Source organism: Thermostichus sp. OS-CIW-31, assembly GCF_054060305.1.
The window spans coordinates 1-23,550 of the sequence record NZ_JBSSDA010000031.1 but is presented as its reverse complement, the minus strand read 5'-3'; the positions used below and the strand labels follow the sequence as shown (position 1 = coordinate 23,550).

The 23,550-nt window shown below is 56.6% G+C and carries 15 protein-coding genes, 1 tRNA gene and 1 CRISPR repeat array; of the genes, 6 read left to right on the top strand and 10 right to left on the bottom strand.

Annotated features, from left to right (window positions below):
- Window positions 1-293, bottom strand: a 293-nt coding sequence (locus ACVWY9_RS13405; RefSeq protein ID WP_457388889.1) for a hypothetical protein, incomplete at its 3' end; no start/stop codon positions are given.
- A 73-nt stretch (window positions 294-366) separates the two neighbouring features.
- Here ACVWY9_RS13405 and ACVWY9_RS13400 point away from each other — a divergent pair.
- Window positions 367-1,419 carry a CsgG/HfaB family protein gene (locus tag ACVWY9_RS13400; protein ID WP_011432168.1) on the top strand — a complete coding sequence of 351 codons (1,053 nt, stop codon included), beginning with the start codon at window positions 367-369 and terminating at the stop codon, window positions 1,417-1,419.
- A 19-nt stretch (window positions 1,420-1,438) separates the two neighbouring features.
- Here ACVWY9_RS13400 and pruA read toward each other — a convergent pair whose 3' ends face one another.
- Window positions 1,439-4,393, bottom strand: a complete 2,955-nt coding sequence (pruA, locus tag ACVWY9_RS13395; protein WP_457388887.1) for an L-glutamate gamma-semialdehyde dehydrogenase — start codon at window positions 4,391-4,393, stop codon at window positions 1,439-1,441.
- A gap of 146 nt (window positions 4,394-4,539) precedes the next feature.
- On the opposite strand from pruA, the gene ACVWY9_RS13390 reads away from it, so the two are divergent.
- On the top strand, window positions 4,540-5,199 hold the full coding sequence (locus ACVWY9_RS13390) for an SDR family oxidoreductase (protein WP_457388885.1): 660 nt from the start codon (window positions 4,540-4,542) through the stop codon (window positions 5,197-5,199).
- Between the two features lie 22 nt (window positions 5,200-5,221).
- On the opposite strand, the gene ACVWY9_RS13385 is transcribed toward ACVWY9_RS13390, so the two are convergent.
- From ACVWY9_RS13385 to tgt, 4 genes are all read right to left on the bottom strand, one after another.
- Window positions 5,222-5,518: a hypothetical protein gene (locus ACVWY9_RS13385; RefSeq protein WP_457388884.1), complete on the bottom strand. Its 297-nt coding sequence runs from the start codon at window positions 5,516-5,518 to the stop codon at window positions 5,222-5,224.
- Between the two features lie 6 nt (window positions 5,519-5,524).
- Window positions 5,525-6,790, bottom strand: a complete 1,266-nt coding sequence (locus tag ACVWY9_RS13380; protein WP_457388882.1) for a hypothetical protein — start codon at window positions 6,788-6,790, stop codon at window positions 5,525-5,527.
- A gap of 94 nt (window positions 6,791-6,884) precedes the next feature.
- Entirely contained in the window at window positions 6,885-7,496 is a 612-nt protein-coding gene (locus ACVWY9_RS13375) for a hypothetical protein (protein ID WP_457388880.1), read from the bottom strand.
- A 120-nt stretch (window positions 7,497-7,616) separates the two neighbouring features.
- Window positions 7,617-8,714, bottom strand: coding sequence for a tRNA guanosine(34) transglycosylase Tgt (gene tgt, locus ACVWY9_RS13370; protein WP_457388878.1), 1,098 nt, complete (start codon window positions 8,712-8,714; stop codon window positions 7,617-7,619).
- Between the two features lie 144 nt (window positions 8,715-8,858).
- On the opposite strand from tgt, the gene ACVWY9_RS13365 reads away from it, so the two are divergent.
- A tRNA-Leu gene (locus ACVWY9_RS13365) sits at window positions 8,859-8,941 on the top strand.
- A gap of 57 nt (window positions 8,942-8,998) precedes the next feature.
- Here ACVWY9_RS13365 and ACVWY9_RS13360 read toward each other — a convergent pair.
- A complete protein-coding gene (locus ACVWY9_RS13360; protein WP_457388876.1) occupies window positions 8,999-9,376 on the bottom strand; it encodes a hypothetical protein in 378 nt (125 codons plus the stop codon).
- A 285-nt stretch (window positions 9,377-9,661) separates the two neighbouring features.
- On the opposite strand from ACVWY9_RS13360, the gene ACVWY9_RS13355 reads away from it, so the two are divergent.
- The gene (locus ACVWY9_RS13355; protein WP_457388874.1) at window positions 9,662-14,200 is read left to right on the top strand and encodes a GAF domain-containing protein; all 4,539 of its coding nucleotides are present in this window, start codon (window positions 9,662-9,664) and stop codon (window positions 14,198-14,200) included.
- 182 nt (window positions 14,201-14,382) lie between these two features.
- On the opposite strand, the gene ACVWY9_RS13350 is transcribed toward ACVWY9_RS13355, so the two are convergent.
- Window positions 14,383-14,526 (bottom strand): chlorophyll a/b-binding protein, encoded by a 144-nt coding sequence (locus ACVWY9_RS13350; RefSeq protein ID WP_041436191.1) that lies wholly within the window; start codon window positions 14,524-14,526, stop codon window positions 14,383-14,385.
- A gap of 89 nt (window positions 14,527-14,615) precedes the next feature.
- Entirely contained in the window at window positions 14,616-15,680 is a 1,065-nt protein-coding gene (locus ACVWY9_RS13345; RefSeq protein ID WP_148202683.1) for a polyamine ABC transporter substrate-binding protein, read from the bottom strand.
- Between the two features lie 356 nt (window positions 15,681-16,036).
- A CRISPR array of direct repeats spans window positions 16,037-21,336; the repeat unit is 36 nt; unit sequence GTTCCCCCTTCGGGGGGATCCCTAGAAATTGGAAAC.
- Between the two features lie 79 nt (window positions 21,337-21,415).
- Between ACVWY9_RS13345 and ACVWY9_RS13340 the strand changes: the two genes are divergently transcribed.
- Window positions 21,416-21,940: a GNAT family N-acetyltransferase gene (locus tag ACVWY9_RS13340; protein WP_414343795.1), complete on the top strand. Its 525-nt coding sequence runs from the start codon at window positions 21,416-21,418 to the stop codon at window positions 21,938-21,940.
- Between the two features lie 3 nt (window positions 21,941-21,943).
- The gene (locus tag ACVWY9_RS13335; RefSeq protein WP_011432154.1) at window positions 21,944-22,648 is read left to right on the top strand and encodes an esterase/lipase family protein; all 705 of its coding nucleotides are present in this window, start codon (window positions 21,944-21,946) and stop codon (window positions 22,646-22,648) included.
- A 9-nt stretch (window positions 22,649-22,657) separates the two neighbouring features.
- On the opposite strand, the gene psb29 is transcribed toward ACVWY9_RS13335, so the two are convergent.
- On the bottom strand, window positions 22,658-23,377 hold the full coding sequence (gene psb29 / locus ACVWY9_RS13330; protein ID WP_041436186.1) for a photosystem II biogenesis protein Psp29: 720 nt from the start codon (window positions 23,375-23,377) through the stop codon (window positions 22,658-22,660).
- Window positions 23,378-23,550 lie beyond the last annotated feature (173 nt).

The window sequence follows — 23,550 nt, the reverse complement described above, 5'->3', positions numbered from 1 at the left end:
GGCCTGTGGATCGAACTGCACGGGCGGTCGGAAGCAGGAACCCGCCGAGACGACTGCGCAAGGAGCCATCCATGCGTAGCGTGGTAGGAATCTCCAGCCTTCAGGCCGGGGAGGATGTCAATTGCAGAGAGCGAGTACCTTTGCTCAACAGGGTTGAGATTTGTCAACTCTTCTATACAAACCTTCTCAATCCCTTTTTTCAACAACCTTGTAGTCGGTAGAGTGTAGGGCATCTTCTGGGAACAGGCGACGTCAGGATCCTTAGCCCTTAGCTGCCAGGTGATACCGGTCACCGCCCTGAAGCTCTTTTGGGTGCAAGCTGAGAGTAACTGTGGCCACTTCCCAGATCTAGGAGATCGTTTAACCATGCGCAACCTCTCTTCCGTTTTGCTGTTCGGGATCCCTTTGGTAAGCCTAGGCTGGACAGGGATCCCGGTGGTGGCCCAATCCGCCAATCCAGCCCTCTGCCAGCAATTTCCCCAAGACATTCGCTGCACCCTCTCTGCCCCCAGACAGGTGGGACAAGCGCCGCAACCCACATCCCGTCCTCGGATTGCAGTCTTGGACTTTGATTTCAGCAGCCTCAGCAATCCCTACAGCTTCCGCGAGGCTTCTCGGGGGGTGAGCGACCTGTTGGTGGATCGGCTGGTGAGAGATGGCACCTTTTCCGTCATCGAGCGCTCGCGGCTGGACGCGATCTTGGCCGAGCAGAACCTGGGTCTATCCGGTCGACTGGATGCCAACACCGCTGCTCAGGTAGGCCGGATCCTAGGGGTCGATGCGGTGATCCTCGGCAGTGTGACCCAGTTTGATGTGTCTGTGCGCCGTTCTGGGGGTGGGGCACCGGTCTTAACTCCCTTCGGCAGCTTCCCGCTGGCGGTGGGCGCTGAGTCAGTGGATGCCGATGCCAACGTGCAGCTGAATGCCCGCTTGGTGAGCACCAGTACTGCCGAGATCTTGGCCGTGGTCGAGGGCAAAGGCAACGCCAGCCAGTCGGATAGCACGGTCACGGTTGCCGGCTTTGGCGGGGGATCCGCCACCAGCAACGAAGAGAAGCTGTTGGTATTGGCAAGCCAACAAGCGGTGGAGCAAATTGCCCAGCAGTTGGCCGGTTTTGCCGGGCGCTTGGCAGCTCAGCCTCGCTCTCTGCCAACGGTTGACGCCTTGGTGGCGGATGTCTACGGCAACCAGGTGATCCTGAACAAGGGCAGCCGCGATGGCTATCGGGTGGGATTGATTCTTTCTGTGGAGCGCGTCGTCCGCGAGGTGAAGGATCCGGCCACGGGGACAGTCTTGCGCAAATTGACTGAGCCAGCCGGACAGGTCCAACTGACGGAGGTGGATGACAGCTCCAGTGTGGGACGCATTCTCAGCGGGGCAGGCTTCAAGGTTGGGGATGTGGCCAAGCCTGTCCAATGAGCTTTCCCAAGCCCTATCCTCAGGATCCCTCGATGGGAGCAAAGCCCTGCCGTTGCGTGTTTTCGGTTACGGTGCGGGGTTCTAAAAATTGCAGCAGGTAGTCGGGGCCGCCGGCTTTGGATCCCACGCCGGAGAGCTTGAAGCCGCCGAAGGGCTGCCGCTCCACCAACGCCCCGGTGATCTCGCGGTTGATGTAGAGGTTGCCGACGGCAAAGTCCTGGCGAGCCTGTTGAATGTGGGAAGGGGTGCGGCTGTAGAGACCGCCGGTGAGGGCGTAGGGGGTGGCATTGGCCATCTGCAGAGCAGAAGAAAAGTCCGGCGCTGAGATCACCGCCAAAACCGGGCCAAACAGCTCCCGCTGCGCCAGCTCTGACTGGGGATCCACCTGGCTGAACACAGTGGGGCCGACGAAGTAGCCTTTTTCCGGCACGGGCAGGCTGAGGTCGAGGCGGGCATCAGCCTTAGCCGATTGAATGGCCTGTTGCAGGCGAGCTTGGGCCTCTGCATCGATGACCGGGCCAACTTGGGTGCTGGGGTGGGCTGGATCCCCCACATTTAAAGAGCGCACCGCCTCGATGAGCCGCCCCAAGAACAGGTCGTGAATGGACTGCAAAACGATCGCCCGCGAGCAGGCGGAGCATTTCTGGCCACTGTAGCCAAAGGCGGAGTTGACCACTCCTTTGACCGCCTGATCCAGGTCGGCGCTTTCGTCGATGAGGATGGCGTTTTTGCCCCCCATCTCGGCAATGACCCGTTTGATGTGGTGCTGGCCCGGCTGCAGTTGCGCGGCTTGGGCGAGGATCTGGCAACCCACCGCCTGGGATCCGGTGAAGGCAATCAGGTGCACCCGCCGGTCTTGAACCAACAGGGGGCCGATGGCTTCGCCCACCCCCGGCAGGAATTGAAAGACACCCTCCGGGATCCCAGCTTCGGCAAGGGCCTTGAGGATAAACTCCGCCAGTTTGGCGGCGATCAGCGAAGATTGCTCCGCCGGCTTGAGGAGCACGCAGTTTCCGGCCACCAAAGCCGCCGCTGTCATGCCACAGGGGATGGAGAGGGGGAAGTTCCAGGGGGCGATCACCACCGCCACACCGCGGGGCTGGTAGTGGTAATGGTTGGTTTCGCCGGGCAGGTTGCACTCCCGTCCCCGCTCCAGAGCCTCCATCTGTTGGGCGTAGTAGCGGCAAAAATCGATGGCCTCAGAAATTTCCCCATCGGCCTGGGCAATGGGCTTGCCCACCTCCAGCACCATCCAGGCAGCCAGCTCCGCCCGCTGGGCTTCGATTTGCTCCGCCACCCGCCGCAGGATCCCCGCCCTCACGGCAACGGGGGTGCGCCTCCAGCTGGGGAAGCTGGCTTGGGCCGCTGCCAAGGCTTGCTCCACCTGTTCCAGATCGGTCAACCCAATTTCCGCTACCACCTGTTCAGGATCCGCAGGGTTGAGGGAGAGCATGGCTTGTCGGGTGGGGCGATATTCTCCGGCAATCCAGGGCTGAACCCTCTGACCCAGTTGAGGCCGGATCTCGTCCAATGCCTGAAAAAAGGGATCCCGCTGCTGGGGCTGGCTGAAATCCGTATCGGGAGCGGCGGCAAACGAGAGAGAAGGAGCCTGGAAAACGGATCCCTCATCCAAGACCGGCGGGGCCAACAGCTGCTCGGGGGTGTAACCCTGAACGCTTTGCCGCAGAAAAGAGGTGTTGGCGGTGTTTTCCAGCAAGCGCCGGATCAGGTAGGCCATGCCCGGCAGCAGCTCCCCGTAGGGGCAGTACACCCGCACCCGCTGTCCCTTCTGCACCAGGGCCTTGGCCAGGGGATCGGCCATGCCATAGAGCACCTGCAGTTCAAAAGCAGACTGGGGCACCTCCAGGGCTTGGGCAATGGCGATGGCTTTGGCCTGAGAGCGCACATTGTGGCTGGCGATGGCGGCGTGGAGATGGGTGTGGTGCTCCAACAAAAGCTGGGTCATGCGCTCGAAGTTGGCGTCGGTAGCAGACTTGCTGTTGTAAACCGGCTGTGGCCAGTGCTTTTGCGCCGCCAAGATGGTCTCTTGATCCCAGTAGGCCCCCTTGACCAAGCGCACCGTCACCGGGGATCCCCGCTCTTTGGCCCAGGCGATCAGGTTTTGCAGATCGGTGTAGCTATCCCGCAGGTAGGCCTGCAGCGTCAGGCCAACGTCGGTGCGGCTTTTGAACTCCGGCTCCAGCAGCAGCTCCTGCAAAATGGCCAGGGTGAGGGATTTGTAGCGGTACTGCTCCATGTCGAAATGGATCCCGACTCCCAGAGCTTCTGCCCGGCGCAACAGGATGCGAATCCGTTCCCCCACTTTGGCTTTGGCCCCCAGGGGATCGATGGGATCGAACTGGGAATAGAAGGCTGTCAGCTTTACCGACACTTGCGGCACCGGCTGCGGTTGTGGCCAGGTTTTGACCATCTTTGCCAAATGATCCATCACCTGCAGATAGCGATCCAGGTAGGATTGGGCTTCCGCTTCGGTGATGACGGCTTCCCCCAGCAAATCCAGGGTGAAAGCCATACCCTGCCGGTGCAAAGCTTCCAGAGTTTTGCTGACTTGCTGTAGAGTTTCTCCGGCAATATAGCGGCGGGCCAGAGCTTCCACAGCAGCGGTGAGAGTGCTGGCAGCCAACTGTCCTGGCAGGGAGTCGGGGTCTGCAAAGTTGAGCAGGCTTTTCAGCATCCCCGGCAACTCCACCGCCGGATCTGAAAGATACTCCTGCAAATGGCGGGCCACCTCAGCCTTGCTTTTCAAGCTGGGCAAGACATCAATCAAGCGGAACAACTGGGTGCGCAAGTGGGGGTTTTCCATCGCCCAGGCCAGCAGCTTGTCCTCCCAGCGCAGTTGATCCCGCCACTGGGCCAGCAGGGATCTCTTCTCTCCCGAAAGAGAGGCGAACAGAGATTGGGCAAGAGCTTGGGTTTGGGCCTCGTAGGCAGTAGGAGCAGCTTGGGCAACCATCTGATGCACCGGGGGGCGGGATCCCTACCATCCTGTCATGGAAAAGAGGGAACCTGAGGCCGATTTTGGGAAGATAATGGCTTATGGGGCCACTGCAAATCCTCAAACAGCTACACCGGGTATAAACAGCTTTGCAGGAGAAACTTATGCAGGCTTTTGTTGCAGGGGCTACAGGAGAAACCGGACGCCGCATTGTCAAAGAGTTGGTGGGCCGCGACATCCCGGTACGGGCGCTGGTGCGCAGCCGCGAGCTGGCCGCTCGAGTTCTGCCCCGCGAAGCGGAAGTGGTGGTGGGGGATGTGCTGGATCCGGCCACGCTGGAGACGGGCATGGAAGGATGCACGGTGGTGCTCTGTGCCACCGGGGCCAGGCCCAGTTGGGATCCCTTTCAGCCCTACCGAGTCGACTATGAAGGCACCAAGAACCTGGTCGATGTGGCCAAAGCCAAAGGGATCCAACACTTTGTTTTAATCTCTTCCCTGTGTGTTTCCCAGCTGTTCCATCCCCTCAACTTGTTTTGGCTGATCCTGGTGTGGAAAAAACGGGCGGAAGAATATCTGCAAAAAAGCGGCCTCACCTACACCATCGTTCGACCGGGGGGCCTAAAAAACCAAGACAACGACGATGGCATTGTCCTATCCAAGGCGGATACCCTCTTTGACGGCAGCATCCCCCGCACGAAAGTAGCCCAAGTGGCCGTCGAAAGTTTATTCCAGCCCGCCGCCCAAAATCGCATCCTTGAGATCATCGCCAAGCCGGGTGTGCCCAACCGCGACTGGAGCGCCCTCTTTGCCATGGCAGGATAGGATGTTCGCGCCAGGCTTGCCCTCAACTCTCCTCTGCCTTGGAATCAGCAGACTTCGCCAACTGCTGCAAGCGATCTAGGATCCGCGCCTCAGCGTTGGCATCGTGGAGTCGCAACGTCAGGCGGGGCACCCGCAGTGAAGCCGTAATCCGGCCTGAGGGCAGATCCAGCCACACCAGTTGCCCTTGAAAACAGCGACAAGCGGCTCCCCATTCCTGGGCCAGAGCCTCTACCTCCGACCAGGCAAGGCAGCGCGGCAGCAGCAGGTCGGTGGCCCACCCAGCCCCACACTCCCGCCGCCTGAGGACACGCACCTGCATGGATCCCTACATCCGCAAGGACTCCGTCCCGCTGACGCGAGCGGCGTAGAACTCGCACCAGGGATCCCCTTTCTCTCTAGCCTTGGTCTCCTGGCCGTGGAAGAGCCCACCCCGCTGGAAGAGGCGGTTGTAGAAGACTTGATCCAAAACCGGCTTCTGCTGGATGTTGCCGTTGTAGACCAGATTCATCATCGCCGGCACCGCCCCTTGAGCAAAATAGCAGGCGGGATCTTCTGCCCGTGGGTAGGAAGCCAAAAAGTAGTTGGCTTCGTAGTTGCCGTCAATGGCCACCCGGCAAGACTCGCCGCTCACCACCTCCAAAGCCTGCCAGCGACCCCACCCCAGGCTGCTGGCCACCGCATAGCCGCCGTGGATCCAGTCCGTGTCCTTCTCCAGCATCGGCCCCACCAGGGTTTCCCACTCCACCGATTCCATGATGTTACCGAAGGTGTAGAACACACAGACATGCCCCGACTCGCGGATAAGAGCTTCCCCCACCCCCATCAGCTCAGCCTGCACCGCCTTCAGCTCCTGTAAAAAGCGATACTGAATGCGGTTGTAGTAGTTGGCAGGCATGCGCGTTAGCAACACGTTAAACGCGCGAATTTGCCCCCGCTCATCTCCGGCCAAAGGCAAGCCCCACAGAGCTTCGTTGACCGCGTCATAGTCCACTGCCGTTACGGGCTGCGGGAACTGGGTTGGCTGCTCAATAAGCTTGCCCATGCCTGGACTGGGAGTCAGCGACTGAGGCTTTGGCAGCCGAGTGGCCTGGATCACGCAGTGATCCTTGCGCGTAACGGCCATACACTCCGTTTCTTCTGCCCCGTAGCTTCCCAGCTCGCCAAAAGTGGCATCCAGAGCTGCTGCCACATAGCCCACCGCCAAGTGGTCAATGGGACGTGTGCGGTTGACTTGATCCCCGTACTTGCTCAGCCAACCTTCTGCATAGTGAGAATGGGTAAGCTGCACTTCCCCGCCTGAAGGGGTCACCTCAAACGCCAGCCGCCCAAATCCTAAAAAACTGAAGATCTGAGCTGCCACTGCCAGGCGCTCTTGGGTCTCCTGAATGCCAAGAGCCTTGAAAGCTCCGTACAGAAGACTGTAAAAAATCTCCTGGGCTGCCGTGCGCAGGATCCCTACTCCATCGATCCAGTCGGGATCTTCAATAGTCTGCTGCAGGAATAGGTTGTAGTGATGGCAGTGGAAGATAACCGGCTCTCCAAACAGGGAGATGAGCTTACGGTCGCGGTCGAGATGGAGATGTTCAAGCATGGACAAGTGGGTTGAGATGAATGATAGTGCTCAAAGCAGACCCCTGAGCGCGGCAACTGCCCTCAGGCAAAGCTCGCCAGCTATTCTCGACTACTCAGGCCGGCATGGCAATAGGCAGACGCTCTCGGCCCAAAAGATCTGCTACCGCTTTGTAAAGAATGCGCAACTCCTGCCGGGTCAGGGTGCCTTTTTCAAGGCGGTTGCGGTCTAGACCTGTTTTCAAAGACAGGCGCAGGGCCACAAAGTTGGGATCCGGAGCGTAGCGCTTGGCATAGTCCATCAGAGCCTGAGCCAAAGACATGGTGCTGTCCTGCACAGGGGGCAGTAGCGGCTTTCCGTCAATCAGAATGGCTTTGATGCGCTCTGAAATGGCTCTGAGGTCGGTGATGGAACGGGTCAGGAGTAACACAAAGTAGGGGCTTTTGGGAAACGCTTTGATGACAACCCGCAACGCCGAAGTGCCGGCCAAAAGGTAGTCCGCCTCTTGGTCAGAGCTGACAAGCTGGCATAGACGACTGTTGGCCTGGACTAGGTCGCCGGCGTAGGTGCCCAAACGTTCTAGGGCTTGCTCCTCTTGGCTATCACTGACGTAGGTTACTTTGGCTACTGTGGTACCATCAGTGGCCCGCCCTATCAAAACAGCAATCAAGCCCGGAAGGCCGGCGATGTGCTGTTCAATCACGCTGCTGAGGGTTCGGATAGCCATGATCTGACTCCTTCCTGCGGCTACATGGGATAGCTTAAATGCACGTACATGCACGTACTATCCCATGTACTTATTCTACCAAAATGGATCAGATGCTTCCAGACAAATCTCCCGGCCGGCTTAGCTCCAGGGATCCCAGTGCTCATGAAATTGGCCTTCCAAGATGGCCTGACGCATCTTCTGGGTGTAGCGCATCAGCTCTGTGATGTTGTGGATGGAGAGCAGAGTGTAGCCCAGGATCTCTTGCGCGCGGATGAGGTGGCACAAGTAGGCGCGGCTGAAGTGGCGGCAGGTGTAGCAGGGACAGTCGGGATCGATGGGATCCAGGCTGCGGCGGTGCTCGGCATTTTTGATGTTCCAGCGTTTGCCCCGGCTGATCACCGTGCCATGGCGGGCATAGCGGGTGGGGATCACGCAGTCAAACAAATCCACTCCGGCGGCCACGGCGGCCCGCATCTCTGCATAGGTGCCCACCCCCATGAGATAACGGGGGCGATCTGCCGGCAGTAGAGGGGCTGTTTGCCGCACAACGGCGTGCATAAACTCGACCGGCTCCCCCACACTCACCCCGCCAATGGCATAGCCCGGCAGATCCAACCGACAGACCTCTTCCACCGCCCGCCGGCGCAGCTCCGGGTAAACTCCCCCCTGCACAATGCCAAACAAAGCCTGATCTGAGCGGCGATGGGCTTTCACGCACCGTTTCAGCCACTGGGTGGTTCGCCGCACCGCTGCTTCCACTTCCTCAGGGCTGGCAGGGTAGGGCGGGCACTCGTCGAAGGCCATGATCACATCGGCACCCAAGGCATTTTGAATCTGGATGGATAGCTCTGGGGTGAAGTGGATCGTTCGGCCATCGCGGGGCGAGCGAAACGTTACCCCCTCCTCGTTAATTTGGCGAATGGCGCTGAGGCTAAAGACCTGAAAGCCGCCTGAATCGGTGAGGATGGGGCCCGACCAGCCCATAAAGCGGTGTAGCCCCCCTGCCGCTTGAATGATGTCCTCGCCGGGCTGTAGGTGCAGGTGATAGGTGTTGCTGAGAATAATATGGGCGCCCGTTTCCTTGAGCTGGGCCGGGGTGAGGGTTTTCACGTTGGCCAAAGTTCCCACCGGCATAAAACAAGGAGTAGGGATCCCGCCGTGGGGGGTGACGAAGTATCCTGCCCGCGCTTGAGTGTGGGGGCAGGTGCCCTCGCAGGTGAAGGTAAAGTCGGCCAAGGTCAGCGTTATCGGCTTTAATCTTGTGCGCAGCAGAGCTTAGCACAGATAGAGCCGTCAACGAGGATCCCCTCTTCCCAACACTCCAGACCTCTCAGGAGCCTTGACAGGGATCCCCTGCTTTGGGCACACTTGTAGATCGCCGCGGAACTGGCGGAATGGTAGACGCGCTAGATTCAGGTTCTAGTGGCAGCAATGCCATCGGGGTTCAAGTCCCCGGTTCCGCACTCCCCCAAAATGGGTTTCAGGGGATACTGCCAGGTTGTCCGGCTTCACCTCCACTTCTAGAGGGCCAGCTCCTTTTCGATTTGGCCAAGCTTGATGCGGGCAAGGGCCAAGTTGCCTTTCTCTCGATCCAGAACCAGATAGAAAAACAAACCAGAGATGTGCTGGACTAGATGCATTAGGTGGTACTGAGTCTCCAGCAGGATAAGAACCTCCTCGATTTTGTCAGTAAGCTTAAGAGACTCAGCAACTCGCATTTTGGCGCGAATTACTTCTGTATTTCCGGCGACTGCCAGCTCCAAGTTAGCTTCAGGAAAAGCGGAGCTGTTGGTGCCCTTATATCCCAAGCACATCCCAGTTTTCCAATCCCCCAGCGCTACCCCCAGTGCTCCATCGATGCTCAGAGCTTTTACCAAACTGTCTTGGAGTTTTTGCATGACTGAGAGTATTCCCCCTTTACAAAGCTCGTCGCTCTATAGTAAGTCTTCCGTTGAGAAATTTCAACTCGAAGCTTGCTTAATTTGCAGGAGCTAGAGTAGCTGACGCAGGCGTGGTGAAAATGTAGCGAACTGAACCAACGGGAAGCTGGTTTGGGGATCGGATCCCTGTAGCTTTCGAGAGATGGGATCTAGAAGTTATGCTGGGGTTACCTCTTTTACCTTGAGACTATCGACCTCCGAGATCGGTGGATCCGAACCCTTCCTCTCCGCTTAGTTTGACCTATGCCTAAGGCCCCCCTCCCTCCCAACGAAGAGCAGCGGCTGGCTGCCCTGCGGCAGTATCAGATTTTGGACACCGCTCCTGAGAACAGCTTTGACGAACTCGTGCGGCTGGCTGCCCACATCTGCGGCACGCCCATTGCTCTGGTCAGCCTTATCGACGAACACCGCCAGTGGTTTAAAGCCAAGTTCGGCGTCGATGTGCAGGAGACCCCACGGGATGTGGCCTTCTGCGCCCACGCCATCTTGTCGCCTAAAGAGCCGCTGGTGGTGCCCGATGCCACTCAGGATCCCCGCTTTGCCGATAACCCGTTTGTTACGCAAGAGCCCCACATTCGCTTTTACGCTGGCATTCCCTTGGTAACTCCAGAAGGGCAGGCCCTGGGCACGCTTTGCGTTGTCGATTATCAGCCTCGGCACCTGACCCCAGAACAACTGGAGCAATTACAAGCCCTGGCCCATCAGGTGGTGGCCCAACTGGAGCTGCGCCGTACTTTGAGGGAACTGGCTCAGACGCCTCTGCTGCCTAAGTCGGGGGATACTAAACCTGCCCGCAAAAACCGCTTTCTCCTCAAAGTTACCGCCGGTTTTGGCCTGGCTGCCTTGCTTTTGGGCGGGATCACCTACTCAGCTCAGCGGAATGCCTCTCAACTGCCGCAGCTTACAGAACGAGTGGCCCACACTCTAAAAGTGATCCAAAACTTGGAAGGATTGCTGGCGGAAACCCGCGCCGCCGAAGCCGGTAAACGTGGCTATCTTCTGACCAATAATCCTCGCTATCTCAGTGAGTACCAAGCCAGCCTTGAAGCCACCTCCACCCATCTGCGCTTGTTGAAAGAGCTCACTGCTGACAACCCCCTGCAGCAAGAGCGCCTGAAGCGCCTAGAGCTGCTGCTGGAGCAAGAGGGGCTACCTGCCGTTCAGGAAGCTCTAGAAAGCAGCGAAGGGCCAAGGTTGGTGGAGCAAATTGTCGAGTTGATTCGGGTGCTGCAGCAGGAGGAGAATCGCCTTCTGGAGCAACGCAATCAGGAACTGCAGTTTGCCTGGGTTAGAACCAATCTCATTGCTTTTGGCGGGCTCATTTTTACTTACCTGGTTTTGGCCTCGGTTTACTTCCTCATCCGTCGGGAGACTGCCGAGCGAGAAGAGGCAGAACGATCCCTCAAGCAAGAGCGAGATTTTACCAACGCGGTTATTGATACGGCAGGGGCGCTGGTGGTGGTTCTGGATCCTGAGGGACACATTTTGCGCTTCAACCGCGCTGCCGAGCAGCTCTCTGGCTACTCGCTGGCAGAGGTCAAGGGCCGGCTGCTGTGGGATTTGGGTTTGATCCCGCCGGAAGATGTGCCTGGTGTGAAGCAAGCTTTTGAACAGCTCAAGGGCAATCATTCCCTCTTTTTGAATCGCCATGAGAATTTTTGGCGCACCAAGCAAGGGGCACTGCGGCTTATTTCTTGGTCTAACACCGCCCTAATCAACGCTGCCGGCGAGGTGGAGTTTGTCATGGGCACCGGCATCGACATCACCGACCGCAAGCTGGCGGAGCTGGCTTTGAAAGAAAGCGAAGAGCGCTACCGGGATCTCTTTGAAAATGCCACTGACCTCATCCAGAGCGTGGATGCTGAAGGGCACTTTTTATATGTCAACCGCACTTGGAAGGAGACCTTGGGCTACGACGAAGCTCAGGTCTATCAGATGACCCTCTTCGACATTCTCCATCCCGACTGCCGAGAGCACTGCCAGGCTCTTTTCCAGAAGCTTCTAGCAGGGGAGAAACTGGAGAGGGTAGAGACAGCTTTCCTCACGGCCAGCGGTGAAACCGTTTGGGTGGAGGGCAATGTCAACTGCCGCTTTGAAGATGGAGTGATGGTGGCTACGCGGGGCATCTTCCGCAACATTACCGAGCAGAAGAAAGCGGCAGAAGAATTGGAGCGGCAAAACCGCCGGGCTCAGTTGCTGGCGAATCTCAGCTTGAAGATCCGCGAATCTTTGGATATCGCCGAGATCCTAGAGACGGCGGTAACAGAAATCCAAGCCCTGCTCAAAGCCGACCGAGTCTTGGTCTACCGCTTCCAGCCGGATGGCTCCGGGATCATCTCCAACGAGAAAACTCAGCCGGGGATCCCCTCGCTGGCAGGAGAGGTGATCGAGGATCCCTGTTTTCAGGAAAAGTACGCCCAGCTCTACAGCCAGGGCCGCGTTCGCGTTGTTAGCGATGTGGAAAGTGAAGGACTGGAGCCTTGTTACCTAGAGCTGCTGCAAAAAATGCAGGTCAGGGCCAACATGGTGGTGCCGCTGTTTTTGGAGCAGCAGTTGTGGGGGTTGTTGCTGGCCCACCAGTGCTCCGGGCCCCGTCAGTGGCAGCCGTTTGAGATGGAGCTGCTGTCGCAGTTGGCCAACCAAATTGGCATTGCCCTCACCCAGGCAGCCCTTTTGGAACGGGAGAGAAAGCGCAGCCTCGAGCTGGAACAAGCCCGCAAAGCAGCAGAGCAGGCTGCCCAGGCCAAGAGCAGCTTCTTGGCCACCATGAGCCACGAGATCCGCACCCCCATGAACGCGGTGTTGGGGATGACGGGCCTGCTGCTGGAGACCCCCCTCAATGCAGAACAGCGGGACTTTGTAGAGACCATCCGCGTCAGCGGCGATGCGCTGCTCACCCTCATCAACGACATCCTGGACTTCTCCAAATTGGAGGCCGGGGAAATGGAGCTGGAGATCCTGGATTTCGATCTCCGCTCGTGTCTGGAAGAGGTGGCGGATCTGTTTGCCCCCACTGCCCACGCCAAGGGATTGGAGCTGGCGGTGCTCATGCCACCGGAAGTGCCGCGCTACCTGCGGGGAGATGCCTCGCGACTACGGCAAATCCTCAACAATTTGGTAAGCAACGCCATTAAGTTCACCCACCGAGGAGAGGTGGTGATCCAAGCAGAGGTGCTGCAAGAAACCGCTACCCATGCCCACCTCAAGCTCTCGGTGAGAGATACCGGAATCGGGATCCCGGCGGCGGCGCAGAGCAAGCTGTTTCAACCGTTTAGCCAGGTGGATGCCTCTACTACCCGCAAATACGGAGGTACGGGACTGGGCTTGGCCATCTGCAAACAACTGACAGAACTGATGGGGGGAACCATCTCGTTGCAAAGCCAGGAGGGACAGGGCAGCACCTTCAGCGTCGAGCTGACTCTGGAGCGGCAGCCCTACGTCCAGCAGCTTGCCCAGCCTTCTGCTCGCATCCCGGTGGATCTGCAGGGCAAGCGACTGTTGGTGGTGGACGACAACGCCACCAATCGCAAGATCCTGCGCTGTCAGGCCGCGGCTTGGGGAATGGTGGTGGAAGAGGCCGAGGATGCCTATCAGGCTATGGACAAACTGCGCCAAGCCGTTCGGGAAGGCAGACCCTTCCCCCTGGCCGTTTTGGATATGCAAATGCCAGAGGTGGATGGGGAGACCTTGGGCCGCTGGATCAAGGCAGATCCGCAACTGGCCGAGACGCAACTGGTGATGATGACTTCACTGGGACTGGGGGAGCACTCCCGCCGCGCTGCTGAAATTGGCTTTGCCGCCTACTTGGTTAAGCCGGTAAAACAAAGCCGCCTTCAGGAGGCGTTGGCCATGGCCCTGGGGAAATCTTCTGGCCTCTCCACCTCTCTTTTGGGCATTGGCCCCCCTCTCTCTCAGGCGACGCCTATGGCCGACCGACCCCAGCAGTCCCTGCGCATTTTGCTGGCAGAGGATAACCCCGTCAACCAAAAGGTGGCTTTGCGCCAGCTCGAGAGTTTGGGCTACAAGGCCGATGTGGTGGCCAATGGTCAGGAGGTGTTGGATCTCCTGCAGCAGGTCAGATATGACCTTATTCTCATGGATTGTCAGATGCCGGTGATGGATGGCTACGAGGCCACCCGCCGCCTACGCCAACAGGAACGGAGATCCGGCCACCGCACAGTGGTGATTGCCATCACAGCCAACGCCATGCAGGAGGATAGGGAGCGCTGCCTGCAGGCAGGTATGGACGACTATCTCAGCAAGCCGGTGCTGAAGGAAGATTTGCAAAGGTTGCTCAACCACTGGAGCCAGCTGATTGCTCAGTCTGCAGGGGGATCCTCCAACCAAGCCGCTTCTGAAGCAGCCTCTCCAGCTTCCCCCGCTGAGAGCCGGGATCCCTCTTCTCCCACCTTGCCCTATCCCATCGACTCTGCCTATCTGGATCAGGTTTCCGGCGGGGATCGCGGGTTTCAGCGAGAGCTATTGCAGGTGTTCATCCAAGATTGTGAAGACCAGCTGCCGCAATTGCGCCAAGCCATTGCCGGTTACGACGCAGAAAGAATGCGGCGGATCGCTCATCGCCTCAAAGGAGCCAGCTCCAACGTGGGAGCTAATGCTTTTTGCCAAGTGGTTCGCGAGCTGGAACACTTAGGAGTGGCGCTGGCCCAGCAGGGATCCCAAGGTGGTCATGACCTAGAATGGGCACGGGCTCTCCAGGCCCCAGAAGACCTAGAACGCATCTTGGCCGATATCCGCCAGTACTTGCGAGATCTGGAAGGATAGATTCCAAAGGCTCGGCGCCGCTTCCGTGGCCACCCCCTCTCCCAGAGAGAGGGGAGTTAGGAAGCAATGCAGCAGAAATTTTCATGCCTGTTGCATTCGGAAGCGATGCAAAAGCCTGGCCGCAGCCAGGCCTGTAAAGATCTACAGCAAAGATCTACAGCAGTGTCTTGGGTCTACTGGGATTACATCAGGCCAATTTGAGAGAGGATCCCTTGGCCGGTCAGCAACTCGGTCGCAACGCCGATCACAAAGCCCAGCATTGCCAAACGGCCATTCCATTTTTCGGCGAAGGTGGTAAAGCCGAACTTAGCTTCTTGGTTCTCCATGGTTTTAGCTCCATCAACGGGTGACATCTTTAATGTGGCTCAGATATTAAAAATTGTCAAGTTTTGTGTCGAGAGCTAACAAGGGATCCCTAGCTGCTTTTCACGGTTGTCCAGAGGGCGTCGATGAGGCGCAGCTCTTCCCCTGACAGCACTTTAAGGTAGGTGAGTTTGGCAAGGGCCTCTTCGTCAGGGTAGATGGCCGGGTTTTGCCGATCTTCTGGGTTGATCATGGGCAGAGCTGCAGCGTTGGGGGTGGCGAAGCGGTTGTGGTTGCTCAGTTGAGCGCCGACTTCAGCATCCAGGATGAAATTGATGAAGCGATTGGCCAGCTCGGGGTTGGGGGCCTGGGCGGGAATGGCCATTACATCCAGCCAAATGTGGGCACCCTCGCGGGGGACAAAATAGCCGATGTTGGGGTTCTCTTCGGCAGCTTGCAGGGCATCGCCGCTGTAGACGATGGCTACATTGGCCGTTCCAGAAACCAGTTGGTTTTTGCCCCCCACGCCCCCAATTAGGCCGGCACTGCGGCGCTTGGTGTCGATCAAAAGCTGCTGGATCTGCTGCAGTTCGGAGCGAACGGTGGTGTTCATATCGAAGCCCAGGTAAACGGCAGCAGCGCCGATCATGGATCGCATCTCATCGATCATCACAAAGGGGCCATACTGCTGCTGCGGGTCGAAAATCAATCCCCAAGAGCGTTCAAAGTTTTCGGGCAGGCGGTCTTTGCGGTAGCCAATGCCGGTGGTGCCCCACTGATAGGCGGCGGTGTAGGTGTTTTCTGGATCAAAGGGCAGGCCGACAAATTTTTCGCCCAGGTTGCTTAGGTTGGGGATCAATTCTTTGTTGAGAGGCTGCAGCAGTCCCAGCTCCAACATGTTGGGCACAATGTAGTCGGTGGGAACAACAATGTCGTACTGGCTGGTGCCTCCCCCCCGCAGTTTGGCCACCATGTCTTCGTTGGATTCGTACACGCTGACCAGCACGCGGCTGTTGGTGGCTTTTTCAAAGGCGGTGAGGATGTCGGGATCGATGTATTCTGACCAGATGTAGAGATTGAGGGTCTGCCTCTGGGCAGAGGTAACATGGGGCCAAAACAAAACCAGGACAAGCACACAGCAGAGTAGGGTTGTAGCCGAGGCAATCCACTTTTTCATGAGATTTCTCCGACTGTGAAAAGTTGAAAACATCGTATCTGCTTTCATCCCCCAGCCGGCTACACCCGCGGCTAGGGGGCACGCCTTGGGCAATCGCCAAGCCCCGCAAATTCCGGTTGAGGCTCGGGTACTCACCCTTGTTTCCAAGACAACACCCAAACGGTATCAACGCCTCCGCGAGCGATCCGCCAAAAGCCGCAAAGGCCGATTCTTTCGTCGGATCCCTCGATGCCTTGCGCCACAAGGCTTTCCAGCCCCAAAACCCCCTCGCCGCAGCTCTTTTTGCCGACTTTTTTCCGGATCCCTCGCAAATGGGTCTTGCATTCCTTGCCCTGCTTGGGTTTAATAGGGGTGGGGTTCCCCCTTCGGGGGGATCCCTAGAAATTGGAAACTAGATCAGATCGTAATGTGTCATGATCATATACTCGAGTTCCCCCTTCGGGGGGATCCCTAGAAATTGGAAACCCGTTCCTGCCGTTTGGCAGCCCGGTAAGCGGCTTTCGCGTTCCCCCTTCGGGGGGATCCCTAGAAATTGGAAACGCCCTGATTCGATTCAGCATAGTTTCCTTAGTCTTACCGGGTTCCCCCTTCGGGGGGATCCCTAGAAATTGGAAACTCCACACCTCCCCTTGCGGGTCAGTGTAAACTGCGCGGGTTCCCCCTTCGGGGGGATCCCTAGAAATTGGAAACTTCGCCCTTCTCACAAAACTTTGCGAGAATCCACTCAGGAAGTTCCCCCTTCGGGGGGATCCCTAGAAATTGGAAACGGTACGTGAGTGATCCCACCGGAGATTTCGGTGGGGTCGTTCCCCCTTCGGGGGGATCCCTAGAAATTGGAAACTGCCACTAAGGCAGCCTTTGGTGGGACTAGATGTTACTGTTCCCCCTTCGGGGGGATCCCTAGAAATTGGAAACCTTCGTCCTCAAGCCAGGACTGGAGAGGAACTCTCCACCGAAGTTCCCCCTTCGGGGGGATCCCTAGAAATTGGAAACAGTTTTGGGCCAATGTTTGATTGGCTCACCGACCTGTTCCCCCTTCGGGGGGATCCCTAGAAATTGGAAACATTGGTATTGGATCACGATATCCTCGTGACTTTCTTCCAGTTCCCCCTTCGGGGGGATCCCTAGAAATTGGAAACAGGTACTCCGTCCTTAATCCATCCGTCCTGCAGTATCATGTTCCCCCTTCGGGGGGATCCCTAGAAATTGGAAACGGCGCTTCAGGAGCGCCTGCTCTTTGTGCCACATAATGTTCCCCCTTCGGGGGGATCCCTAGAAATTGGAAACGGACTAACATGTAATCCGCACCGAGGAGTCTGAGGAAGTTCCCCCTTCGGGGGGATCCCTAGAAATTGGAAACGCAGAGCTCGAGGTTAACCCCGAAAGCTTGAAAAACCGGATGTTCCCCCTTCGGGGGGATCCCTAGAAATTGGAAACTGTTCTTGAGCCGGAGCCACCGGCGTTTCAAAAGATGGTTCCCCCTTCGGGGGGATCCCTAGAAATTGGAAACAGATTCAGGATCCCATCGTATCCCTCTGGGATCGTGATGTTCCCCCTTCGGGGGGATCCCTAGAAATTGGAAACAATTATGGTATCACCCTCCTTCTCCTCCAGTACGAGCGTTCCCCCTTCGGGGGGATCCCTAGAAATTGGAAACCCGCGCTTTCTCGAGCTCCAGCCAGCGCCGCATTGCCTCCAGTTCCCCCTTCGGGGGGATCCCTAGAAATTGGAAACAGTAAATCTGCGCGTTTCAATACGTCGACAGGTACAATCACGTTCCCCCTTCGGGGGGATCCCTAGAAATTGGAAACGCGATTTTCGAGGGGCAACTGCCTCCTGACCTTTCATGTTCCCCCTTCGGGGGGATCCCTAGAAATTGGAAACACTGGTGAAAATTGAGGTTATCACAGAAGATTTTGTGTTCCCCCTTCGGGGGGATCCCTAGAAATTGGAAACTAGATGCTCTCCGGTTCATCCGGGCACGTTTGGCATCAACCAGCGTTCCCCCTTCGGGGGGATCCCTAGAAATTGGAAACTTCACCTGGGTGTTGTTTCTTCCCAATGAAGGGAGAGGTAGGTTCCCCCTTCGGGGGGATCCCTAGAAATTGGAAACTAAATGGGTTACTGGCGACGAATTTATTGTCCGGATAGTTCCCCCTTCGGGGGGATCCCTAGAAATTGGAAACTTTTCCAGCCTTCTTGTAGAACTACCCAACGTCCCCTGAAGAAAGTTCCCCCTTCGGGGGGATCCCTAGAAATTGGAAACGCGAAATCGCCTTACCGTCTGCTGCATGGCAGGCGTTATTGTTCCCCCTTCGGGGGGATCCCTAGAAATTGGAAACATATTGACATACCTATATTTCTTACACCTACTTCAAGTTCCCCCTTCGGGGGGATCCCTAGAAATTGGAAACTTGTTGGATTTTGTGTGCGACATTGGCAGATTTCACTGCCTTGGTGTTCCCCCTTCGGGGGGATCCCTAGAAATTGGAAACTACGGTAGAGCTATACGTAGCTCCATATCCGTATTGCAGTTCCCCCTTCGGGGGGATCCCTAGAAATTGGAAACGGCACGGAATGCCCTCGAGGAGTTCAGTCTCTTTCAGGGTTCCCCCTTCGGGGGGATCCCTAGAAATTGGAAACCCTGCAGTATCATCCAGCGATTATGGCGGTAATCAACCAGTTCCCCCTTCGGGGGGATCCCTAGAAATTGGAAACGGAGGTTAGTTGGATCAAATCACTTTAACATCCCAGTTCCCCCTTCGGGGGGATCCCTAGAAATTGGAAACAAGAATATAGCTAAATACTATGACCATAGAAATATCGTTCCCCCTTCGGGGGGATCCCTAGAAATTGGAAACCATGGCTTTGTACTGTATCAAGGCACGCAACGTTTCCCAGTTCCCCCTTCGGGGGGATCCCTAGAAATTGGAAACAACTTGCCGGAGACCAGTCATCGTGAAGAACAATCTCGAACTGTTCCCCCTTCGGGGGGATCCCTAGAAATTGGAAACTGTCGGTGGGTCCAATGACCCAGTAGAACCCGCTTTTTAGTTCCCCCTTCGGGGGGATCCCTAGAAATTGGAAACTTCTTTGGTGTATTTTGCCATAGTAAACTCCTCCCTTCATTAGGGGTTCCCCCTTCAGGGGGATCCCTAGAAATTGGAAACAGGTTAACCTACACAACAGTAATGTCCCACATTTGTTTGTTCCCCCTTCGGGGGGATCCCTAGAAATTGGAAACAAGTAATTCTCGTACTTTTTCGTTGTTAATAGGCACTACTTGTTCCCCCTTCGGGGGGATCCCTAGAAATTGGAAACACTACGAATGTTGGAAAGAGCTCACAACTGAGAGCTATGATGAAGTTCCCCCTTCGGGGGGATCCCTAGAAATTGGAAACTAACTCCCCCGCAATCGTACAGTGAGGGTACTTTATTGGAGGTTCCCCCTTCGGGGGGATCCCTAGAAATTGGAAACTGCCTTGTTCTTGAGCGCGATCTAAACGGTCAAGTGTTCCCCCTTCGGGGGGATCCCTAGAAATTGGAAACAGCGAATAGCTGCACAGTGTTTGTCTTGTAGGATTTGAGTTCCCCCTTCGGGGGGATCCCTAGAAATTGGAAACTAGATATTGTTTTAGAGATATTTAGTATGTTTAATAAGTTCCCCCTTCGGGGGGATCCCTAGAAATTGGAAACAATACTCCAGGTAAACCGATATCATCACTCTCTAAGTTCCCCCTTCGGGGGGATCCCTAGAAATTGGAAACACTTTTGGGGCCGGCACACCCCCTCTCGGGCAGGTGCTTCGACCCCTAAGTGTTCCCCCTTCGGGGGGATCCCTAGAAATTGGAAACTGGTTTTAATTCAGGCTAGGTGTTACACTAGATTCCCAAGTTCCCCCTTCGGGGGGATCCCTAGAAATTGGAAACAATTGGAGGCTTATCTACTGCCAAAGTTGAGCTGCAGTTCCCCCTTCGGGGGGATCCCTAGAAATTGGAAACAAGTGGACGGTATGCGAACACATTAGTAGACATAACTTGTTCCCCCTTCGGGGGGATCCCTAGAAATTGGAAACCGTGAATTTGTTTGGCCAGAGCACGAGCACGCTTCCTGTTCCCCCTTCGGGGGGATCCCTAGAAATTGGAAACCGTATTGCTGACGAGGTGAAAGTCCTCGTCAACGTTGTTCCCCCTTCGGGGGGATCCCTAGAAATTGGAAACGTTCTTTCTCTACCCGAAAGGGAGGTAGTTATGAATCCGATGAAATGTTCCCCCTTCGGGGGGATCCCTAGAAATTGGAAACACTCACCTGCCTAAATCGGAGGTTGATATGTACTTCAAGTGTTCCCCCTTCGGGGGGATCCCTAGAAATTGGAAACAATCCAAGTTAGAAAGCATCCAGTTGATCTCCTCTTGGCTGGTTCCCCCTTCGGGGGGATCCCTAGAAATTGGAAACGATAGAAAGGACACCCAGGAAAAATCCTGGGTGTTTGGTTCCCCCTTCGGGGGGATCCCTAGAAATTGGAAACAAGATCTAACCAATGCTATCGATCAACTATTCTTTTCTGAGGAGGGTTCCCCCTTCGGGGGGATCCCTAGAAATTGGAAACCTCAGATACAAAAAGCAATGAGCCAGGTTTATGCTAAGTTCCCCCTTCGGGGGGATCCCTAGAAATTGGAAACAAAAGAAAAGATGGTGTATTACCCTCTAATAATTGAGATGGTTCCCCCTTCGGGGGGATCCCTAGAAATTGGAAACCTGGCAACTCCACTATAGTGGAGTTGCAATCAAGAAGTTCCCCCTTCGGGGGGATCCCTAGAAATTGGAAACTTCCTGTCTTTGTTCCAGATGATCCTGTTGTTATTGAATTTCAAGTTGTTCCCCCTTCGGGGGGATCCCTAGAAATTGGAAACATTATACGATTACCAGTGAAGAGGGGTTTACCCAAAACCAAGTTCCCCCTTCGGGGGGATCCCTAGAAATTGGAAACAACCCCAAGAGGTAGATGAGGATGAGGAGCTTAAGGAGCTGTTCCCCCTTCGGGGGGATCCCTAGAAATTGGAAACAACAAGCCTACTTAACAAATGGGAAACATTTCTTCGTTCCCCCTTCGGGGGGATCCCTAGAAATTGGAAACTTAAGTAACGGCCGTCAGTTCCGGCGAACTTTATAGCGTGTTCCCCCTTCGGGGGGATCCCTAGAAATTGGAAACAAGATCTCGTCAGCCTCATAGAGGCTGTTTGTTACGAGTTCCCCCTTCGGGGGGATCCCTAGAAATTGGAAACCCCTAGTGAAGGGAGGTAAAATGGAAATCAAACTATTAGTTCCCCCTTCGGGGGGATCCCTAGAAATTGGAAACTTCAAGCAGAGCCTGCCAAGTGTGTTGAATGCCGGATGAAGTTCCCCCTTCGGGGGGATCCCTAGAAATTGGAAACCTGCGTTTGATTCAGCCGAGAGAGCAGAGCCAAGACTTCGTTCCCCCTTCGGGGGGATCCCTAGAAATTGGAAACTAGAGAACAAGCCGGACAACGGTAAACTGTTCATATAGTTCCCCCTTCGGGGGGATCCCTAGAAATTGGAAACTTTTCATCTGTCCCGCTATGACTTTTAATGCCCTTTCGTTCCCCCTTCGGGGGGATCCCTAGAAATTGGAAACAATTCCGCCACCGATCCTGGCTATACTGAGGACACGCTCACCCAAAGTAGGGGTGAGCTTTCACTCGGCAGCGATTCACATGAGTTTTTGGAAGGGCCTGTTCGGGTCAGCAGGAGCTGCTACAACCAAAGAGCCGGCGCAAACAGCTAGGGCCGACCGTCGCCAGGAAACGGTGGTGGTACGAGGGGAGACAATCCTCTTCAGCTTGGATCCCAACTTGGATCTGTACGAGCTAGAGGAGCTCTGCGATGCGGTGGGGTGGTCGCGTCGCCCCATTCACAAGGTGAGAAAAGCCCTGCAGCACAGCTTTTTGGTGGTGTCGATGTGGCAGCAGCGGGGCAGCTACCGTCGCCTCATCGGCTTTGCCCGGGCAACGTCCGACCACGCTTTCAATGCCACCATTTGGGATGTGGTGGTTCATCCCGATTTCCAGGGTAGGGGTCTGGGCAAGCGGCTGATGGAAAAGGTGATCCACGAGCTGCGCGCCCGAGACATCAGCAACATCACCCTTTTTGCCGATCAGGGAGTGGTCAGCTTTTACGAACGGCTGGGCTTCACCGCCGACCCTGAGGGGATCAAAGGCATGTTCTGGTATCCCCGCTAGCGTATGGCCCCTGTGGTGATTTTGCCCGGTTATCTGGCGGGTGCGTCGGAGTATGAGCCCCTGCGCCAAGAGCTGGAAGCCCGCGGCTATGCGGCACGGGTGGTGCCGTTGCAGGTGCGCAGTTGGTTTCCCACGCTGGGGGGAAGGCCTGTCACTCCCATCCTGTGGGCCCTTCGAGAGACCATCCAAAAGACCTGCGCTGAGTTTGGGGTTGACCGAGTTAACCTGGTGGCCCACTCCGCCGGCGGCTGGATTGCCCGCATCTACCTGGGATCCGTGCCCTATGGGGGACAGGTGTGGCAGGGGCGGGAGCAGGTCGCTGCGCTGATTAGCTTGGGATCCCCCCACACCAGCCGGGAGCGCTGGACGAAGCGCAATTTGGACTTTGTCAACACCCACTATCCGGGGGCCTTTTGGCCCGAGGTCAAATATGTGTGCGTGGCGGGCAGGGTCATCCAGGGGCAGAGGTTGAGTCTGGGATCCCTGTGGCGACAGGAGCATTATCTGGCTTGGCTGGCCTACAACAGCTATTGGCTCACGGCTGGACAGGGGGAATTGTGGGGCGATGGCATTACCCCCATCGAGGCTGCCCACCTGCAGGGGGCTGTTAACCTCACTCTGCCCAACTGCTACCATTCCGGTCGGGGTGGACGGCGCTGGTATGGATCCCCCGAGGTGGTGGAAACTTGGGCTCAGTATCTGGCTTAGGGCCGGGGTTTAGCTGCCAGGCTTGCTTGGGTCGCCGAGGGAAGTCTCGGGCAAAGAGGCGGCCGATTGGCGGCGTTCCTGCTGACGCCGGGCGGCTTTTACCATCTCCTCGACCACAGCCCGCGCCTGCTTCATGCGATCCAAACTGCTGCGATAGAGCTCCAGATCTTTTCTCACCCGCTCTGTTGAAAAGGGCAGCTTGCTCACCACATTCTCCAAAAAGCGGCGGGTGCGTTCTTCTGGTTCTTCGTAAAGGGACTTGGCCACAACTTCATAGGCTGTGTAAAGGCCAACAGCTAAGACCCGGCTGTAGGCGTAGGGCGGCTGAGTCATGCGCTCCAAAATGGCTTTCAACCCACCCACATCTTCCGCCTCTGGCTTGAGACAGAGGAGATCAAGTCTTTGACGGGGATCCCCGCTTCCCATCAACTCCAGCAGATCGCGGGCATTCTTGCGCAACACCTCCGGCTTGAGGTGCAGAGCCTTACAGAGGGCGTTGAAAATGGCTTCTCGCTGCTCAGGGGGGTGATAGGCTTCCATCAGCCCGTCGTAGAGGGTGACCAGCCCCAAGGCAAAAAACGGATCGTAGACGAAGGTGCTGTTGACGGTGGTCAGGTGCAGCTCCACCAACAACTCCTCCACCACCCGGCGATAGACGGCGTTGATCGGGCGAGGGTAGGCGCTGAAAAAGGCCGCTTTGGTGGCGGAGAGGGTGCGAACAGGATTCACAGGCAGACAAAAATGAGCTTGAGGATGGCTTCTCTGTTTTTTTATTCTCACCTGTGCTGACCCTGAGGGCAAGCTGTGTTGACATCCTCCCCGGCCTGAAGGCCGGAGATTCCTACCACGCTACGCATGGATGGCTCCTTGCGCAGTCGTCTCGGCGGGTTCCTGCTTCCGAC

Excerpts from the sequence above, each read along its gene's own strand:
- ACVWY9_RS13400 (WP_011432168.1), top strand. The coding sequence starts at position 367 with ATGCGCAACCTCTCTTCCGTTTTGCTGTTCGGGATCCCTTTGGTAAGC.
- pruA (WP_457388887.1), bottom strand. The coding sequence starts at position 4,393 with ATGGTTGCCCAAGCTGCTCCTACTGCCTACGAGGCCCAAACCCAAGCT.
- ACVWY9_RS13390 (WP_457388885.1), top strand. The coding sequence starts at position 4,540 with ATGCAGGCTTTTGTTGCAGGGGCTACAGGAGAAACCGGACGCCGCATT.
- ACVWY9_RS13385 (WP_457388884.1), bottom strand. The coding sequence starts at position 5,518 with ATGCAGGTGCGTGTCCTCAGGCGGCGGGAGTGTGGGGCTGGGTGGGCC.
- ACVWY9_RS13380 (WP_457388882.1), bottom strand. The coding sequence starts at position 6,790 with ATGCTTGAACATCTCCATCTCGACCGCGACCGTAAGCTCATCTCCCTG.
- ACVWY9_RS13375 (WP_457388880.1), bottom strand. The coding sequence starts at position 7,496 with ATGGCTATCCGAACCCTCAGCAGCGTGATTGAACAGCACATCGCCGGC.
- ACVWY9_RS13360 (WP_457388876.1), bottom strand. The coding sequence starts at position 9,376 with ATGCAAAAACTCCAAGACAGTTTGGTAAAAGCTCTGAGCATCGATGGA.
- ACVWY9_RS13355 (WP_457388874.1), top strand. The coding sequence starts at position 9,662 with ATGCCTAAGGCCCCCCTCCCTCCCAACGAAGAGCAGCGGCTGGCTGCC.
- ACVWY9_RS13350 (WP_041436191.1), bottom strand. The coding sequence starts at position 14,526 with ATGGAGAACCAAGAAGCTAAGTTCGGCTTTACCACCTTCGCCGAAAAA.
- ACVWY9_RS13345 (WP_148202683.1), bottom strand. The coding sequence starts at position 15,680 with ATGAAAAAGTGGATTGCCTCGGCTACAACCCTACTCTGCTGTGTGCTT.
- ACVWY9_RS13340 (WP_414343795.1), top strand. The coding sequence starts at position 21,416 with ATGAGTTTTTGGAAGGGCCTGTTCGGGTCAGCAGGAGCTGCTACAACC.
- ACVWY9_RS13335 (WP_011432154.1), top strand. The coding sequence starts at position 21,944 with ATGGCCCCTGTGGTGATTTTGCCCGGTTATCTGGCGGGTGCGTCGGAG.